At 66.3% G+C, this 16,195-nt stretch carries 12 protein-coding genes; 8 read left to right on the top strand and 4 right to left on the bottom strand.

Going from position 1 to position 16,195, the window contains the following annotated elements; all coding sequences use genetic code 11:
• Positions 1-3: 3 nt before the first annotated feature.
• The 3 genes from BLT66_RS02045 to BLT66_RS02035 all read left to right on the top strand — a co-directional run bounded on the left by BLT66_RS02045 (position 4) and on the right by BLT66_RS02035 (position 5,351).
• Positions 4-1,215 carry an MFS transporter gene (locus BLT66_RS02045; RefSeq protein ID WP_255406722.1) on the top strand — a complete coding sequence of 404 codons (1,212 nt, stop codon included), beginning with the start codon at positions 4-6 and terminating at the stop codon, positions 1,213-1,215.
• A 5-nt stretch (positions 1,216-1,220) separates the two neighbouring features.
• Positions 1,221-4,490, top strand: a complete 3,270-nt coding sequence (locus tag BLT66_RS02040; protein ID WP_092756972.1) for a UvrD-helicase domain-containing protein — start codon at positions 1,221-1,223, stop codon at positions 4,488-4,490.
• A 72-nt stretch (positions 4,491-4,562) separates the two neighbouring features.
• Positions 4,563-5,351 carry a transporter substrate-binding domain-containing protein gene (locus BLT66_RS02035; RefSeq protein ID WP_092755173.1) on the top strand — a complete coding sequence of 263 codons (789 nt, stop codon included), beginning with the start codon at positions 4,563-4,565 and terminating at the stop codon, positions 5,349-5,351.
• A gap of 718 nt (positions 5,352-6,069) precedes the next feature.
• On the opposite strand, the gene BLT66_RS02030 is transcribed toward BLT66_RS02035, so the two are convergent.
• A complete protein-coding gene (locus BLT66_RS02030; RefSeq protein WP_092755170.1) occupies positions 6,070-6,360 on the bottom strand; it encodes a hypothetical protein in 291 nt (96 codons plus the stop codon).
• Between the two features lie 352 nt (positions 6,361-6,712).
• Between BLT66_RS02030 and BLT66_RS02025 the strand changes: the two genes are divergently transcribed.
• Entirely contained in the window at positions 6,713-7,153 is a 441-nt protein-coding gene (locus BLT66_RS02025; protein WP_092755167.1) for a globin family protein, read from the top strand.
• Between the two features lie 9 nt (positions 7,154-7,162).
• Here the strand turns inward: BLT66_RS02025 and BLT66_RS02020 are convergent, their stop codons facing one another.
• Both BLT66_RS02020 and BLT66_RS02015 read right to left on the bottom strand, forming a co-directional pair.
• On the bottom strand, positions 7,163-9,121 hold the full coding sequence (locus BLT66_RS02020; protein WP_092755164.1) for a hybrid sensor histidine kinase/response regulator: 1,959 nt from the start codon (positions 9,119-9,121) through the stop codon (positions 7,163-7,165).
• Positions 9,122-9,126: 5 nt separating this feature from the next.
• Positions 9,127-9,900 (bottom strand): response regulator, encoded by a 774-nt coding sequence (locus tag BLT66_RS02015; protein ID WP_218922545.1) that lies wholly within the window; start codon positions 9,898-9,900, stop codon positions 9,127-9,129.
• A 124-nt stretch (positions 9,901-10,024) separates the two neighbouring features.
• On the opposite strand from BLT66_RS02015, the gene BLT66_RS02010 reads away from it, so the two are divergent.
• Positions 10,025-11,269, top strand: coding sequence for a TIGR03862 family flavoprotein (locus BLT66_RS02010; protein ID WP_176954946.1), 1,245 nt, complete (start codon positions 10,025-10,027; stop codon positions 11,267-11,269).
• Positions 11,270-11,310: 41 nt separating this feature from the next.
• On the opposite strand, the gene BLT66_RS02005 is transcribed toward BLT66_RS02010, so the two are convergent.
• Positions 11,311-12,093, bottom strand: coding sequence for an IclR family transcriptional regulator (locus tag BLT66_RS02005; protein WP_092755155.1), 783 nt, complete (start codon positions 12,091-12,093; stop codon positions 11,311-11,313).
• 215 nt (positions 12,094-12,308) lie between these two features.
• Here BLT66_RS02005 and BLT66_RS02000 point away from each other — a divergent pair, with 215 nt between their 5' ends.
• The 3 genes from BLT66_RS02000 to BLT66_RS01990 all read left to right on the top strand — a co-directional run bounded on the left by BLT66_RS02000 (position 12,309) and on the right by BLT66_RS01990 (position 16,178).
• Positions 12,309-13,316 (top strand): TRAP transporter substrate-binding protein, encoded by a 1,008-nt coding sequence (locus BLT66_RS02000; protein WP_092755152.1) that lies wholly within the window; start codon positions 12,309-12,311, stop codon positions 13,314-13,316.
• A gap of 24 nt (positions 13,317-13,340) precedes the next feature.
• Positions 13,341-13,784 (top strand): type II 3-dehydroquinate dehydratase, encoded by a 444-nt coding sequence (locus BLT66_RS01995; RefSeq protein WP_092755149.1) that lies wholly within the window; start codon positions 13,341-13,343, stop codon positions 13,782-13,784.
• Positions 13,785-13,979: 195 nt separating this feature from the next.
• Positions 13,980-16,178: a cadherin-like beta sandwich domain-containing protein gene (locus tag BLT66_RS01990; RefSeq protein WP_092755146.1), complete on the top strand. Its 2,199-nt coding sequence runs from the start codon at positions 13,980-13,982 to the stop codon at positions 16,176-16,178.
• The last annotated feature ends 17 nt before the right edge of the window (positions 16,179-16,195 follow it).

The raw sequence follows: 16,195 nt of genomic DNA, 5'->3' as shown, positions 1-16,195 counted from the left end.
CAAATGGTTGACTCCAATACACAAATGGCCCTGGCTGCCGGCGGCTACCGCACCGAGCCCCGCTTCGGCCTGGCGTTGTCGCCCGCGCTGCGGGTGTTCGCAGCCTTTTTTCTCTACGCCTTCGGCCTGGGCAGCATCTTCCCGCGGCTCGGCGAGATACAGCGCGGCATGGGCGTGGGCGAGGGCGCTTTGGGCCTGGCGCTGATCGGCACAGCCGCCGGCACCCTGGTGTCGCTGACCCTGGCCAGCCGCCTGCTGGAGCGCATAGGCTACCGCCGCGCGCTGCTGGCATTGACGCCGATGATCGCTGTGTTTTTTGCCATCGCTTCCTGGGCCACCGGGCCGTTGATGCTGTTCCTCTGCCTGGTGCCCGCGGGCCTGTGCATAGGCCTGGTCGAGGTGGTGGTGAATGTGGAGGCCGACCGGGTCGAGCACCAGCTGGGCCGGCGCATCATGAACCGCGCGCATGCCTTCTGGAGCTTTGGCTTTTTTGCCGCCGGCCTGCTGGGCGCGGGCGTGTCGCAGCTGGGCATCAGCCCACAGCTGCACCTGGCGGGCATGGTGCCCGTGGTGCTGGTGGCCACGCTGCTGCTGCTGGGCCGCTTCAGCCCGGCGCCGCTGCGCGAGGCCGGACAAGCCGCGCCTGAAGAGCCCCCGCATTTCGCCCGACCTACCTGGGCCATCATGGCGCTGGTTTGCGTCACCTTGTCGGCCATGCTGCTCGAAGGCGCGGGCGCCGACTGGTCGGCCATCTACATGCGCGATGTGTTCGCGGCCGCACCCTGGGTCTGCGGACTGGCGGTGGCGGCGGGCGCGTTCGCCCAGGCGGTGATGCGCTTTTTTGCCGACGGCCTGGTCGAGCGTTTCAGCCCCGTGCTGTTTGCGCGCTGCCTGCTCAGCGTGCTGGGCTGCGGTGCGCTGCTGGTTACGCTGGCGCCTACGCCAGCACTGGCGCTGCTGGGCCTGGGGCTGATGGGCGTGGGCACCAGCGGCATCTTTCCGCTGGCCATGTCGGCTGCCGCGCAGCGCGTGGACCGGCCGGCGGCGGTCAACGTGGCCGCGCTGGCGCAGATTTCCTTCGTAGTGTTTCTGCTCGGCCCGCCGCTGCTGGGCCAGGTGGCCGAACACTTTGGCGTGCGCACCCTGTACGGTGTATGCCTGCCGTTTGTGTTGCTGAGCCTGCTGGCGGCCGGTTCGCTGGCTAAACGGGATTGACGCGCATGGCTCTCGCGGCGTATGAGCACAACGGCCGGCCGGTGGAGCGCGCGGCGTTCTACGCCATCGCCTGCGACCCGCGGCGCAGCATAGCGGTAGAGGCCTGCGCGGGCGCGGGCAAGACCTGGATGCTGGTCTCGCGCATTCTGCGCGCGCTGCTGGAAGGCAGTTTGGCCACCGACGGCCACGGCGTGGCCGCGCATGAAATCCTGGCCATCACCTTCACCAAGAAGGCCGCGGGCGAGATGCGCCAGCGCCTGAACGAATGGCTGGTGGAATTCGCCCAGGCCAGCCCCGAGCAACTGGCTGCCGAGCTGCAGGCCCGCGGCGTGCCGCCGGCGCAGATCGCGGCCCAGGCGCCGGCGCTCAAGCAGCTGTACCCCCAGCTGCTGGCCAGCGCCCGGCCTGTGCAGATACGCACCTTCCACAGCTGGTTTGCCGCCTTGTTGCGCACCGCGCCGCTGGCCGTGCTGCAAGACCTGGGCTTGCCGCCCAACTACAGCCTGCTGGAAGACGACGCCGAGGCGGTGCGCGAGGTCTGGCCGCGCTTTTACGCCACGGTGGTGGACAACCCCGACGCGCGTGCCGACTTTGAGGCCCTGGTGGCCGTCCATGGCCGCTTCCAGGCGCAAAAGGCGCTGGCCGCCGCGATCAGCAAGCGCGTCGAGTTCGCGTTGGCCGATATGCATGGCGTGGTCGATGCGTCGGTGCCGCCGTTTGGTGAGCAGTTTCCGGCCTTCGCCGGCCTGGCCGCGCCGGAAGATTATTTGTGGACCCAACGTGCGCTGCTGCAAGAGGCGGCGGCCAACCTGGGCCGGGCCAGTGCACCCACTTTCTCCGCCAAGGGCGGCGAGCTGGAGCAGGCGATCACCGCCCAGCATGCGGCCGGCGTGGCCACGGCCTTGCTCACCGCCACCGGCTCGGCGCGCAAGTTCGGCGAAAAGATTGTCGGCATCCAGACCATACGCGCTGCGCAAGAGCTCGTATTGCAGGTCGCCCAGGCCCAGCTGCAGCACGCGGCCTGGAGCCACCAGCAGCGCATGGCGCGGCTCACCCGGGTGCTGATCGCCGAGCTGGCCGCACTCAAGTTCGAGCGCGGCTGGGTCGACATGAACGACGTGGAGCGCGCCGCCTCGGTGATGCTGTCCGACCCTGTCCTCAGCGGCTGGGTGCAGGAGCGTCTCGACGCCAAGGTCAAGCATTTGCTGATCGACGAGTTCCAGGACACCAGCCCGCTGCAGTGGCAGGCGCTGCACGCATGGCTCAGCGGCTATGCGGGCTCGGGCGGCAATGCCCCCAGCGTGTTCATCGTGGGCGACCCCAAGCAGAGCATTTACCGCTTCCGCCGCGCCGAGCCCCAGGTGTTCCGCGCGGCGCAGGCCTTTGTGGTCGAGGGCCTGGGCGGCGACTTGCTGAGCTGCGACCACACCCGGCGCAATGCGCCGCCGGTGATGGCTGCCGTCAATGCCGTGATGTCGGCCGCGCAGGCGGTCGGCGCCTATGACGGCTTCCGCGACCACACTACGGAATCCACCGCCCAGGGCGCTCTGCGCTGTCTGCCGGCAATTCCGCGCGACGCCAACCAGGGCGCCAAGCTGCCCGAAGACGGCGCCGAGCTGGCCTGGCGCGACAGCCTGGGCACGCCGCGCGAGGAACCCGAGGACACCTTGCGCAGCCTGGAATGCCGCCAGGCCGCCCAGTGGCTGGCCTTGCAGCTTGCCGATGGCCTGCAGCCCAAAGACGTGATGGTGCTGGCCCGCAAGCGCGACCGCCTGAGCCAGATGCGCGACGCGCTGCGCAGCCTGCACATCCCCACCCAGCAGCCTGAAAAAGCCGACCTGGCCGACGCCCCAGAGGTGCAGGACATCGCCGCGCTGCTGGACGCATTGGTTTCCACCCACCACGACCTGTCGCTGGCCCAGGCGCTGAAGTCGCCGCTGTTCGGCGTGGCCGATGCCGACCTGGTGCAGCTGGCCCTGCTGCAGCGTGCAGCCCGCGCCGATGTCGACAACCCCAGCGACAGCAGCTGGTGGAGCTTGCTACACAATACAGAGCAGCTTCCGCCCGTGCTATCTGCGCTAGCGCCTGTTTTGATGCGATGGAAGGGCTGGCTCGACGTGCTGCCGCCGCACGATGCGCTGGATGCGATCTATGCCGACGGTGATGTGCTGGCCCGCTTCGCCGCCGCTGCGCCGGCCGCTTTGCGCAGCTCGGTGCTGGCCAATCTGCGTGCAGTGCTGGGTACGGCGCTGCAGCTCAACGAAGGCCGCTTCGCCACGCCGTATGCGCTGGTGCGCGCGCTCAAGGCCGGCGGCGTCAAGGCCCCGGTTACCAGCGCTCCCGATGCCGTGCGCCTGCTGACCGTGCACGGCGCCAAGGGCCTGGAGGCTGCGCTGGTGCTGCTGCTGGACACCGACACGCCCTCGGCCAAGGCCGAGACCATGGGCGTGCTGGTCGATTGGCCGGGCGAGGCCGAGGCACCGGTGCGCCTGGTGTTTCTGGCCAGCGAATCGAACCCGCCGGCTTGCGTGGTCGAGGTGCTGGCCATCGAGCAGGCCGCGCGCCAGCGCGAAGAGCTGAACGGCCTGTACGTGGCCATGACGCGCGCGCGCAGCCAGCTGGTGATTTCCTCGGTGCTGCCGCACAAGGCGGTCGATGGCTCGTGGTGGCAGCGTTTGCAGCCCCTGGCCCAGCCTATCGATGTGGCCGGGCTGGACCAGGCCCAGCCGCTGGGCGATACCGCCGCCGATGCGCCCTTCAGCTTGCTGGTGCTGCCCGAGATCGGTTTGTCGGCCGCGCCGCCGCGTGTGCCGGCCGAGGCCGATGGCGCCGAGTCGCGGGTCGGCCAGGCCATGCACCGCTTGCTGGAGTGGGTGCCGCTGGGCGGCGCCGCGCCGGACCCGCAGCACCTGCCGGCCGTGGTGCGTGAATTCGCACTGGATGCCGAGCAGGCGCGCCAAGCCGCCGACATGGCTGCCGCCATCCTGGCCGGTGAGGGCGCCTGGGCCTGGAGCCCGGAGGCCATAGACTGGCATGGCAACGAAGTCGCCCTGAGCTACCAGGGCCAGACGCAGCGCCTGGATCGGCTGGTGCGGCGCCGGGATACGGGCGCCTGGTGGGTGCTGGATTACAAGTCCGCCGCCACGCCGCAGCGCCAGCCGGGGCTGGTGCAGCAGCTGCGCAGCTACCGGGCCGCATTGCAAACCCTGTATCCCGATGCCCCGGTGCAGGCCGCGTTTCTGACCGGTCAAGGGACGCTGATAGCATTGGACTGACCGTTGCGGTGGGCCACCGCACATGGCACGCGATGTGCTCTCTGCGTCTCTTTTACTTTTTTGAAGTCCACTATGAACATCCGCAAAAGTTGCCGCGTACTGGGTTTGGGCGCCGCATTGTTGCTGCTGGGCGCCACGGCCCAGGCACAAAATGCGCTGGACACGATCTTGAAGAACAAAAAGGTCACCATCGCGGTACCGCCGGACTACCCGCCATATGGCTCCATGGGCAAGGACTTTCAGATCCAGGGCCTGGATGTGGATGTGGCCAACTACATTGGCGCCAAGCTGGGTGTGACGGTCAATCTGGTGCCGGTGACCAGCGCCAACCGCATTGCCTACCTGGAAACCAAAAAGGCCGACGTGGTGATCGCCACCTTGGGCAAGAATCCCGAGCGCGAAAAGCTGATTGATTTTGCCGCGGCCTACTCGCCGTTCTTCCAGGCAATATTTGGTGCCAAGACCAGCCAGGTTAAAGGCTTTGCCGACCTGGCGGGCAAGACGATTGCCGTCACCAAGGGTTCGGTGGAAGATGCCGAACTGCGCAAGCTGGCCCCCCAGGGTGCGGAGATCCGCAGCTATGAGGACAACACCAAAACCGTGTCCGCCTACGTCAACGGCCAAGTGGATTTGATCGCTGTGGGAGCCTCTGTGGCGGGCAACATGATGCAACAGCACCCTAAGGTGAGCACCGAATTCAAGCTGCTGCTGAAAGACAGCCCCAACTACATCGGTGTCGCCAAAGGGGAAGACAAGCTGCGGCTGGTGATCAACGGCATCATCGCCGACGCGCGCAAGAACGGCGACCTGGACAAGATGGCGGTGCGGTGGCTGGGGCGGCCGGTGGGGGATCTGCCCTAGGGGATTGTCGCGGGCCGAAGGCTAGGCCGATTGCCTTGCGATTGTTCTTGTTTTTGAAGCTGTTCATGCTGCTAACGCCGCTGGCCGGGCTGTGCCCCCGGCAGGGCAGTAACTTTTCTTTTGCGCAAAAGAAAAGTCACCAAAAGAAAGGCGCCCCCACTGTCTGCGCCCTCCGCTGGCGCTACGGGAACCTGCGGTGCTCGCTTTGTGCGGGGTCTGGCTAAACTCGCTGCGCTCAGACAACGCCAGCCCTTTTCCGCCCAAAGCTGTGCTCCTCGGCGCATACAGAGGGGGACCCCTGGATGCGGGATCGGTGACGCGCAGCGCCACATCGCGCCTAGGGCGCGAGGGGTTGCAGCCCGGCTACGCCGCGCTGGGTATTGGCTGTTGGTTGTTTGGCTGTCCGCACCCACGCCGTGTGGCGTCGGCGAGTAGCACAGGGCTGGGCGGATCAGGGCTCGCGACTGTTTGAGGCCGCAGGCCGAGTTCGAGCGGGACCCCGCTCAGACCGAGCAACGCAGCGTGCCCGTAGCGCAGCGCAGGGACGACGACTTCGGCTGGCCTTTTCATTGGTGACTTTCTTTTGGCCACGCTAAAGAAAGTTACTGCGCTGCCGGGCGCACTACCCGGCCGGGGATCTCAGTAGGCCCCGCCCATCCATGAGAAAACCGAACTTCCATGTCCACGCGAAGTTCCTTCTGCGCCGCGGGGCCTGGGCTCAATGGATGAGGGTGGCGTAGCTGTTGGAGCGCAGTTGCTTGCGGATCGCCCGCATGTCGGTGCGCAACGGTGCAGGGCAGCCGATGTCGCTGAGCAGATGTGGAGACAGGTCAGCCATGGCGGTAGTTTCATTCTCATGGGCCCGGGCTGCTGCGCTGCGCGCCAGTTTGCTGGCCAGCCACTGATGACAGCGGGCGTAATAGTTGCCAAGCAGAGACGGGGTGCTGGGTGCGGTGGCGGTCAGGTCGAGGTGGTGGCGGGGCCACTGGATACGGGTGTTCAGATGCATGGTGATTCCAATCGGTGTTGAGGCGCGCCGCGATGGCTGCGCCGGTGGACTTAACTACCGCCTCCTTGCCGTTGGGTGGCTCGGTGGGCGGATGGGCAATGTTCGCCAGCCCGTGTTTCATGCGCACTGCGTGCAGGTTTCATTTGTTGCGTGGCGGCGGACGCGTTTCGGGGTGGAGGCGTTGGGACCAAAAATTTAAGCCTTTTTGGCCTCTGGCGCAGGTAATACAAGCGCTAGAGGCTATGAAATATGTAGCAATTGCAGCCGCAACAAACGAAACAAATCCAGCCGCACGCCGAAACCGGCGTGCAACACGCGGGCCGGATGCTTGGGCCTTCATCCAAGGAAACCTATGACCCCTGAACAAATCTCCCTCGTGCGCAGCAGCTTTGCGCTGGTGCAGCCCATCGCCCCGCAGGCCGCCGCGCTGTTTTACGACAACCTGTTTGCCGCCGACCCGCAGCTGCGGCCGCTGTTCCATGGCAGCCTGGAACACCAGGGCGAGCGGCTGATGAAGATGATTGGCGGCGCCGTAGGCCTGCTGGACCGGCCGGAGGCCTTGCTGCCGGTGCTGCGCAATCTGGGCGCACGGCATGCGGGCTATGGCGTGCAAGACCGGCACTACGACACTGTGGGCGCCGCCCTGCTGAAGACGCTGGGCCAGGGGTTGGGCGAGGCCTTCACTGCGCCGACCCGCGATGCCTGGGCGGCGATGTATGGCGTGGTCAGCCGTACCATGCAAGAGGGCGCGCAGACGCCGCCGGTGCTGGAGCGGCTGGCAGTGGTCGCCTGAGGACGTGTGCTAAGTCTGATCCATCAGCGCGGCCACCTTGGCCAGCAGGTCGTCGCGGGTAAACGGCTTGTCCAGCCAGTCGGATTGCGAGTTTTGCAGAAAGGCCCGCGCATCGGGCGACAAGGTGTCGCCGGTGACGAACAGCATGGCCCGTGCCAGCCGCGGGTGCTGGGCCGACACGGCGCGCCACAGGCCGGCGCCGTCCATATCGGGCATGCGCAGGTCGGAGACGATAGCGTCGAAGCGCACCATGTCCAGCATCTCCAGGGCCACGGCGCCGGATTCGGCGGTGGCGACGTCAAAACCCTCGTTTTCCAGCAGGTAGCGCATCAGTTTCGCCAGCTCGGGCTCGTCGTCGACCACCAGCACGCGCCGCGGGGGTGCGGCCGGTGGCTCGGGTAACGGCGCTGGCGTGGTGTCTGTAGGGGCATCGGCGTGACCGCTGATCGGCAGGCTCAGGCGGAAGCTGGCGCCGCCCTCGGCAGGCGCGGGCTCCAGCGACAGGTCGCCGCCGTGGTCGCGCGCCAGGCTGCGCGATACCGCCAGGCCCATGCCCGTGCCTATGCCCTCTGCCTTGGTGGTGAAAAAGGGTTCGAACACCCGATCCCGCTCCAGCGCCGGCACGCCGGGGCCGTTGTCGGCCACGCGCAGCCAGACGCGCGGTTCGCGGTGGCTGCGTCGCGGCTCCAGCCCGGTTTGCACCAGCACCCGGCGTGCACCTTGGGCGCCGGCCAGCGCCTGCTGGGCGTTGACCAGCAGGTTCATCACCACCTGGCCGATCTGGTCGCCGTCCACATTGGCTTCGGGCAGGCCGTCGGCCAGCGCCAGCCCCAGTTCGATGCCGTGGCTGCGGTAGCCGTACTTCAACATGTCGGTGGCGGCGCGCACCATGTCGTTGATGGCCACCGGCCCGCGCTGCGGTGGCCGGCTGCGCGCCATGTTCAGAAAGGTGCGGACGATGCGGCCGCAGCGCTCGGCGGCTTCGCGGATGCGCTGGGCGTCGGCCTGCAGCGCGGGCAGGTCGGTGCATTTTTCTTCCAGCAGGCTGGCCCGGCCCATAACGATGGCCAGCGGGTTGTTCAGCTCATGCGCCACCCCGGCCAGCAGGCTGCCCATGGCGGACAGCTTTTCGCTCTGCCGCAAGGCCTCGCGCTGGCGCTCGATCTGGGCGGCGGCGTTGTGCCGCTCGGACAGGTCGGCAATCGACGCGGTGTAGAAGCTGCTGCCCTCTGCATCGGTGCGCCAGAGCACCATCTCCATCGGGAACTCGCTGCCGTCGGCACGCACCGCATGCATCTCCAGCCGCTTGCCCAGCACCCGCGCGGGCTGGCCGGTCTGCATGCGCTGCATGCCGGCCTGGTGGGCGGCGCGAAAGCGCTGGGGAATCATCACTTCGCTGACCGGCCGGCCCAGCACCTGGGCCCGGCTGTGGCCGAACATCGCCTCGGCCGCGGGGTTGAATTCGACGATCTGCCCCAGCGCGTCGGTGGATATGAGTGCCGCCAGCGCATGGTCGACGATGGCCGACTTCAGCGCTTCCGCCGCGTGCAACTGGGCCAGCTTGTCGGACAGCTCCTGCTCGTGTTGCTTAAGCGCGCTGTGGTCCTGGCCAAAGCTGGCCACCAGCTGCACGGGCCCGCCATCGGGGGAATACGGCAGCAGGGTCTCCACCAGGTAGCGCCGGCCCCGGCCGGGCAGTTCCACCCAGCCTTCGCTGCGCCGCGATTCGCCCTGGAACAGGCGCTCGGCCAGCGGCAGGTAGGTGGCATGCGCGGCCGGGCCCAGTACTTCCGCGATGGAGCGGCCCAGCACCTGGTCGGCGCTGCGGCCCAGAAAGTCCAGCAGCGCGCGGTTCGCGTAGACGTAGCGGTGGTTGCGGTCCAGCACGCCCAGCTGGGCGGTGATGTTGTCCAGCAGCAGACTGCTGAGCTGCGGGTCGAGTGGGTGTGGGCTGCGGTTGCCAGGCATGGCGCTCAGGCCGCGGGCACGAAGACGTAGCCGACGTTGCGCACGGTCTTGATCAGCTCGGGCTTGTCGGGGTTGCGCTCGATCTTGCGGCGCAAACGCATGATGCGCAGGTCGATAGAGCGGTCGAACACATCCCAGCCGCGGTTGTGCGCCTGTTCCATGATCTGGTTGCGGTCCAGCGGGCGGTGCGGGTGGCGGGCAAACAGCGCCAGCAGGTCGAACTCGGCGGCGCTGACTTCGATGTCGGCACCCGCGGCGTTCAACAGGCGACGCTGGTCCAGGTCCAGCAGGCAGTCGCCAAAGGCTACGCGCCGTGTGACAGGGCTGCTGTCCAGCGGCGCCGGGGCGGGCGCGCTGGCTGCGGCGATGGCGGCGGCCGTCACCTCAGCGCGGCGCAGCACGGCGCGTATCCGGGCCAGCAGCTCGCGCATGTCGAAGGGTTTGGGCACGTAGTCGTCGGCGCCCAACTCCAGCCCGACGATGCGGTCTACTGCATCGACTGCGGTGGTCAGCATCACCAGGCCCATGCGCGGATGGTTGTCGCGCAGCCAGCGCGCCAGCGACAAGCCGTTTTCGCCAGGCATGTGGATGTCGAGCAGCGCCAGCGCCGGCACCTGCTCGGCCACCAGGGTGCGGGCTGCGGTGGCATCGGGCGCGGTGCGCACCTGGAAGCCGTGGCGGCCCAGGTACTCGGCCAGCAGCGCGCGCAGCTCGGGTTCGTCGTCGACGACCAGCACCGCAGGGCTGGCGCTACCAGGAGTCTGAGGAGTCTGGGTCATCATGGAGGATGGGCGGAGGGCCGGGGCCGGTAGTCCAGTGTAACGAGCGAGGCCGGCAAACCGGGCATTTGCGGAAGGCTGTCGCGCGCGTGGTGAAATCGGGGCATCAATCATGAAAGATGCAATGCAAAAAGAAGTAAAGCCCACGGGCAAGACCGCACTGGTGATCGGCGGTGGCCCTGCAGGCTTGATGGCGGCCGAGGTGCTGGCCCAGGCCGGCGTGGCGGTGCAGCTGTTCGACGCCATGCCCTCGGTAGGCCGCAAGTTTTTACTGGCCGGCAAGGGCGGGCTCAACCTCACCCATTCGGAGCCCGCCGAGCTGTTTACCACCCGCTTCGGCGCGCGGCAAGAGCAAGTCGGCCCCTGGCTGCAGGATCTGGGTGCGGCCCAACTGCGCGATTGGGCCAAGGAACTGGGCGTGGATACTTTCGTCGGCAGCTCGGGCCGGGTGTTTCCCACCGATATGAAGTCGGCGCCGCTGTTGCGCGCCTGGCTGCACCGGCTGCGCGTGGCCGGCGTGCAGTTCCATATGCGGCACCGCTGGGTCGGGCTGGAGGCGAATACCTGGCGTTTCGACACGCCCAAAGGCCCGGTGCAGGCCACGGCCGATGCGGTGGTGCTGGCGCTGGGCGGTGGCAGCTGGGCCCGGCTGGGCTCGGACGGTGCCTGGGTGCCTTTGCTGCAGGCCGCGGGGGTGCCGGTGGTGCCGCTGCTGCCGGCGAATTGCGGCTTTGACGTGGCGGGCTGGACCGAGCATTTCAGCAGCCGCTTTGCCGGCCAGCCGTTCAAGACCGTGGCCTTGTCGTTCACCAATGCGGCCGGCGATACCTTCCGCCGCCAGGGCGAGTTCGTCGCCACCGCCAGCGGCATCGAAGGCAGCCTGGTCTATGCGGCGTCGGCCTTGGTGCGCGACGAGATCGCCTTGAACGGCAGCGCCACGGTGTACCTGGATCTGCTGCCGGCCTTGTCGGCTGAGCGCGTGCTGGCCGAGGTCACGCACCCGCGCGGCACTCGTTCGCTGTCCAGCCACCTGAAGAGCCGTCTCGGCCTGGAGGGTATCAAGGCCGGCATCCTGCACGAGCTGCTGGACAAGGCCAGCTTCCAGAACCCCGCGGCTTTGGCGGCGGCGATCAAGTCGCTGCCTATCCGCCTGGTTGCCACCCGACCTATCGACGAAGCCATCAGCAGCGCTGGCGGCGTGGCCTTCGAAGCCTTGAATGCCGACCTGATGCTTGAACCCTTGCCCGGTGTGTTTGCTGCTGGCGAGATGCTGGACTGGGAAGCCCCGACCGGCGGCTACCTGCTGACCGCCAGCATGGCCAGTGGCCAGCGCGCGGGGCAGGGCGTTTTAAGATTTTTAGGGCTGTAGCGCAGGTGGGATGTGCGCGGGCAGCTATTTAAAAGATAGCATCAAGCTCTGCGCTTGAACAGCGCCGAGGCAGCGCTGGCGTGGGCCACCTCGTCGGCAGTGGCCAGCAGATTGGGGCCTAGCGCCTCCATGCGTTTCTCGGTCAGGCGCACCAGCGGCCCGGCGATGGTGATGACGCCCAGCACCACATTGTTATTGCCCCGCAAGGGTGCGGCCATGGCCGTCATGGCGGGGGCGAAAACCTCGTTGATCATGCTGAAGCCGCGGGCCCGCGCGTTGTGCAGAAAGGGCAGCAAGGCCTTGGCGTTCTTCGGCGCGTTCGGCCCGAAGTCTTCGGGCTTGCCAAAGCCCTGCTGGTTGACCCGTTGCAGCGCCTGCTTGTCGTCCATGGTGGACAGCCAGGCGTGACCTGCCGCGCTGCACGACAGGTTGACCGACAGCCCCATGTCCGGGTCGTAGCGCAGGCCCTTGGTCGCGCCCTGGGCCTTGGCCACGAAGGTCAGTTCGTCGCCATCGACCACGGCCAGGCGCACCAGTTCGCCGGACTCGGCGGCCAGCCGGTCGAGTAGCGGCTGGGCCACGTCGACGATGCCGCTGTTGCTGAGGAAGCGCAGGCCCAGCGATACCAGTTTGATGTTCAGCACATAGACGCTGTGGCTTTGCTCCTGGCGCACATAGCCGCAGCGGATCAGCTCGGTGAGCAGGCGGTGGGTGGCGCTCAAGGGCATGGCCAGTTCTTGCGCCATGGCCGACAAGGCCGTGCCTTCGGGATGGTCTGCCAGATGCTCCAGGACTTTGAAGCTGCGTTCGAGGATTCCGCTCATGTCATCTACCTGGTGTGCTGTGGTCGTTTTTTCGGCGCGGTGGGCCGCTGTGTTTGCGCCGAGTGTGCAACAGAAATGGGCGAGCTTTCGCTGTGCTGGCTGGGTTTTTAAAAAAGTGGAAAACATTTCCACAAATTGCTATGATGGCGCCGAAACCAAGGTGCCAGACACGCCACACGGCATAAAGAGCACTCCCCACCCGATTGGAGACAAACTTGAAAACACTGATTCGTTCGCTGGCCGTGGCCGGCCTGGCTATGGCCCTGGGGGCCGCGGCCCTGGCCCAGGACGCACCGGAGCGCATCATCCGCTTCGGCCATCTGAACAATGCCGACCACCCGGTGAGCTTTGGAGTGAAGCGCTTTGCCGAGCTGCTGGCCGCCAAGAGCGGCGGCAAGCTGAAGGTGCAGGAATACCCGGCCTCGCAGCTGGGCAACGAGCTGCAGCAGCAGTCCGCATTGCAGGGCGGCATCCAGCAGATGTCGGCACCGGCCACCACCTCGCTGGCCGGCATCGTCAAGGAATTCGGCCTGGTGGATTTTCCGTTTGCCGTCAGCACTTTCGCCCAGGCGGACCGCTTGCTCGATGGCCCGCTGGGCCAGACCTTGCTGGCCAAGCTGCCCGAGAAAGGGCTGGTCGCACTGGGCTACTGGGACCTGGGCTTTCGCAACGTGACCAATAGCCGGCGCCCGATCACCAAGGCCGAAGACCTCGACGGTTTGAAGATTCGGGTGATCCCGAATCCGGTGTTCCTGGAGACCTTCCGCACCTTCAAGGCCAACCCCGTGCCCATGCCGTTTGCCGAGCTGTACGGCGCGCTGGAGTCCAAGGCGGTGGACGGCCAGGAGAACCCGTACGCGGTGATCCTGTCGAACAAGTTCTACGAGGTGCAGAAGTACCTGAGCGCCACCAACCATGTGTACGCGGCCAACATCGTGCTGGTCAGCAAGAAGTTCTGGGACCAGCTGAGCCCGGCCGAGCAAAAGATGATGCACGAGGCGGCCGACGAGTCGCGCGCCTACCAGCGCCAGGTGAGCCGCGCCGCAGCCCAGAAGTCGATAGGCGAGCTGCAGGCCAAGGGCATCCAGTTCAACGAGATTGCCGCACCTGAAATGGCGCGCATGCGGCAGCAGGTGAAGCCCGTGGTGGAGAAGCTGGCCGCCAGCTACGACCCGGCCATGGTCAAGCTCTACAACGACGAGTTGGCCCGCATCCTCAAATAAGCCTCTGGGCGCAAGACACACACCATGAAAATCCTCGTTCTACACGGCCCCAACCTGAACCTGTTCGGGCGCCGCGAGCCGCATATCTACGGCACCACCACGCTGGCGCAGATCAATACCCGCCTGGAAACCCTGGCGCAGGGGCTGGGCGTGACCCTGGAGATACTGCAGTCCAACCACGAAGGCGATTTGATCGACTTCCTGCACAAGAACATCGACACCGCGCAGGGCGCCCTGGTCAACCCTGCGGGTTTGACCCAGCACGGCGTGCCGCTGCACGACGCGATCAAGGCCATGCCGTTCCCGACGATTGAAGTGCATATGTCGAACATCGCCGCGCGTGAAACCTGGCGCGCGCATTCCATCATTTCCCCGGCCGTCAAAGGCACGGTGCAAGGCCTGGGGCCGATCTCCTACCTGGCCGCCTTGCGCGCGCTGGTGGAGCTGCAGCAGCCTGCGCCGGGCTGATCGGTCTGGTCTTCTTTCAACCCTGGCCAGTCTGGCCGGGCGTGCCGCAGCCCAGCACAGGCTGCGGCACCTGTTTCCGTTTCCACCCCAGTCACCGTAACCACATCGAGGAAACAACATTGCCAAAAATGTACGGACTAGTTTGTTTTAAGTAAGCGATAGCACAAGAATTTTTACCACCACCCAGAGGACGACATGACAAATACACGCCAAATGGAACCCGCATTCCCACTCCAGCTACAGCCCGTAGCCACCGACAGTTTGCTCACCGGCAAGATCTCGCGCCGCAGGTTTGCGCAGCTGCTGGGGTTGCCCGGCCTGATGGCTTCCACGGTGGCGCTGTCGGGCTGCGGCGGGGGGGATTCCGCGGCCGACGCCGGCACCGAGGTGCTGACGCGCGCCGCCTTCGTGGCCACGATCTCCGATTACTTCGACTGGGTGCATTCTTCTGAGTACGTAGACCCGTACAAGGCCGTGCAGCCCACCTTTGTCGACGTGATATTCGGCGCCACCCGGTACGCCAAGCAGATCGAAACCGCCCTCGAAGAGGCCATCATCAGCAACGTCGGCGGGCGCTTTTATCCCGACAAGCTGGTGAGCCGCGAGGACGTGGCCGACATCTATGTGAAGGCATTCAAGATTCCGGCCGCGGCGGGCAATGCCCTGGCAGGCTTCAGCGATGCCAGCAGCATCAGCGCCAGCAAACGCGCCAGCGTCAACGCCATCGTGGCGGCAGGCCTCATGCAGGGCAGCAGCGCCAGCCTGTTTGCGCCCGCTGGCACCATCACTTTGAACGAGGCCAAGGCGATCCTGGCCAATATCAGCGCCGGCCTGGTCGCGCCGCCGCAGGTGATGTGCAAGCCCGGCACCACTGCACCGCGGCGCTATGTGCGTATCTCCACCCCGACCGCCGGGGCCACCATTTACTACACCGTTACCTTTGACGGCAGCGAGCCGGCCGATCCGACCACCGCCGGCGCGATGTACGACTTTACGGTCGATGGCGTGCTGCAGTTCGTCAACCCTTTGAGTTCGACCACCGATTCGCGCCTGTACCGGCTGAAGACCGTGGCCAAGAAGAATGGCCTGGCGGTCAGTGCGGTGCGTGAATTCGTCTGGAACATTGTGCGCCCGCAGGTTGGCACTTTCCAGGCCAAGCTGATGCATGCCGGCACCAGCACTTCGCCCACGGTGTGGAAGATCAACAACCCGGCCGAGTATTTCCAGGCCTTCGTCTTCTATATCGAAGGCTCGACGCGCGGCCTGGTGTTTGACGCCGGCGAATACGGCTACCAGAAGGCCAATCTCAAGACCTTCATCGACACCCTGGCCACCAAACCTTACGACGTGATCGTCGGCCACAACCACCCGGACCACGCCGAGCAGATCTACAACTTCACCTCGGCCGGCGTGACCCTGTATGCGTCGGCCATCGAGAAGGCCGCCTTCATGGCTTCCAGTCGCAGCGACTTCCAGTCGGCCGGTACGGCGGCGGTGGCCATTACCGACGGCCAGGTGCTGAACCTCGGCAATGTGCAGGCCACGGCCTATGTGCAGCCCGGCCATACCAATGGCACGGTGACCTGCATCGTCAACCAGACCGGCTGGGTGTTCGGTTCGGACATGTGGGGCTGCAACCGCGCCTACACCGCCGACACCACCCAGTACCAGAGTGTCAAGGTAGATCTGTTCCTGTCGCTGGTGCAGCAGCTGGTGGTCAACTACCAGAAGAGCAGCACGAGCGGCGAGATCGTCGAGGTCACCAATGCGCACCAGGAAGCCTCGGTGGGCATGGAGTGCGTGAACAACTTCGTCAAGTGCTTCCAGCAGTTGATCGACGAGGGCAATGGCGTGGCCAAACCCTCGATCCGCGGCGGCACCAAGACGGGCGACCGCATGAGCATCGTCGGCGACATGTGGCGCGACAAGAACTGGATGGCCATCGGCCCGATAGGCAAGTACGCGGCCGCGGTCGACTACCTGACCAAGCCCACCAGCGCCTACCCCTGCGCAGCCGCCATCGACTACAACGCGGCCGACGGCTACAAGAAGTATTCGGTGCTCAGCAATATCGAGGTCAGCGGCGGCACGCTGGTGGGGGTCGATGTGTACTGGGCGGCCGCCGCCAACGGCGTGGCCAACAAGCTGCCGAACAAATTCGACCCCTGGACCACCGGCTACACCATCAACGTGCCCACCGGTACGACCAGCATCGTGCTCAAGCCAACTGCCATGTCGAACAAGATCAGCTCGATGAAGGTGAATGGCACGGCGCTGGCGCAGGGGGCCAGCACCACGGTGGCGGTAGCCGCAGGCAGCAGCATCAAGATCGATGTGGTGTCGCCCGACGGCAGCGCAACCAGCAGCTACACCTTCACCGTCGCGGTGGTGTGATGGTGTGATGTAGGCCG

Origin of the sequence: Rhodoferax sp. OV413 (assembly GCF_900104385.1) — a bacterium.
In the GTDB taxonomy this organism is placed as follows: domain Bacteria; phylum Pseudomonadota; class Gammaproteobacteria; order Burkholderiales; family Burkholderiaceae_C; genus Rhodoferax_B.
The sequence above is the reverse complement of the archived record's forward strand: the minus strand, read 5'-3'. Positions and strand labels throughout refer to the sequence as shown.

Bases quoted from the DNA above. Each gene is read 5' to 3' on its own strand.
- BLT66_RS01995 (WP_092755149.1), top strand. From the start codon at position 13,341: ATGAAAATCCTCGTTCTACACGGCCCCAACCTGAACCTGTTCGGGCGC.
- BLT66_RS01990 (WP_092755146.1), top strand. From the start codon at position 13,980: ATGACAAATACACGCCAAATGGAACCCGCATTCCCACTCCAGCTACAG.
- BLT66_RS02020 (WP_092755164.1), bottom strand. From the start codon at position 9,121: ATGCCTGGCAACCGCAGCCCACACCCACTCGACCCGCAGCTCAGCAGT.
- BLT66_RS02025 (WP_092755167.1), top strand. From the start codon at position 6,713: ATGACCCCTGAACAAATCTCCCTCGTGCGCAGCAGCTTTGCGCTGGTG.
- BLT66_RS02035 (WP_092755173.1), top strand. From the start codon at position 4,563: ATGAACATCCGCAAAAGTTGCCGCGTACTGGGTTTGGGCGCCGCATTG.
- BLT66_RS02030 (WP_092755170.1), bottom strand. From the start codon at position 6,360: ATGCATCTGAACACCCGTATCCAGTGGCCCCGCCACCACCTCGACCTG.
- BLT66_RS02045 (WP_255406722.1), top strand. From the start codon at position 4: ATGGTTGACTCCAATACACAAATGGCCCTGGCTGCCGGCGGCTACCGC.
- BLT66_RS02005 (WP_092755155.1), bottom strand. From the start codon at position 12,093: ATGAGCGGAATCCTCGAACGCAGCTTCAAAGTCCTGGAGCATCTGGCA.
- BLT66_RS02010 (WP_176954946.1), top strand. From the start codon at position 10,025: ATGCAAAAAGAAGTAAAGCCCACGGGCAAGACCGCACTGGTGATCGGC.
- BLT66_RS02040 (WP_092756972.1), top strand. From the start codon at position 1,221: ATGGCTCTCGCGGCGTATGAGCACAACGGCCGGCCGGTGGAGCGCGCG.
- BLT66_RS02015 (WP_218922545.1), bottom strand. From the start codon at position 9,900: ATGACCCAGACTCCTCAGACTCCTGGTAGCGCCAGCCCTGCGGTGCTG.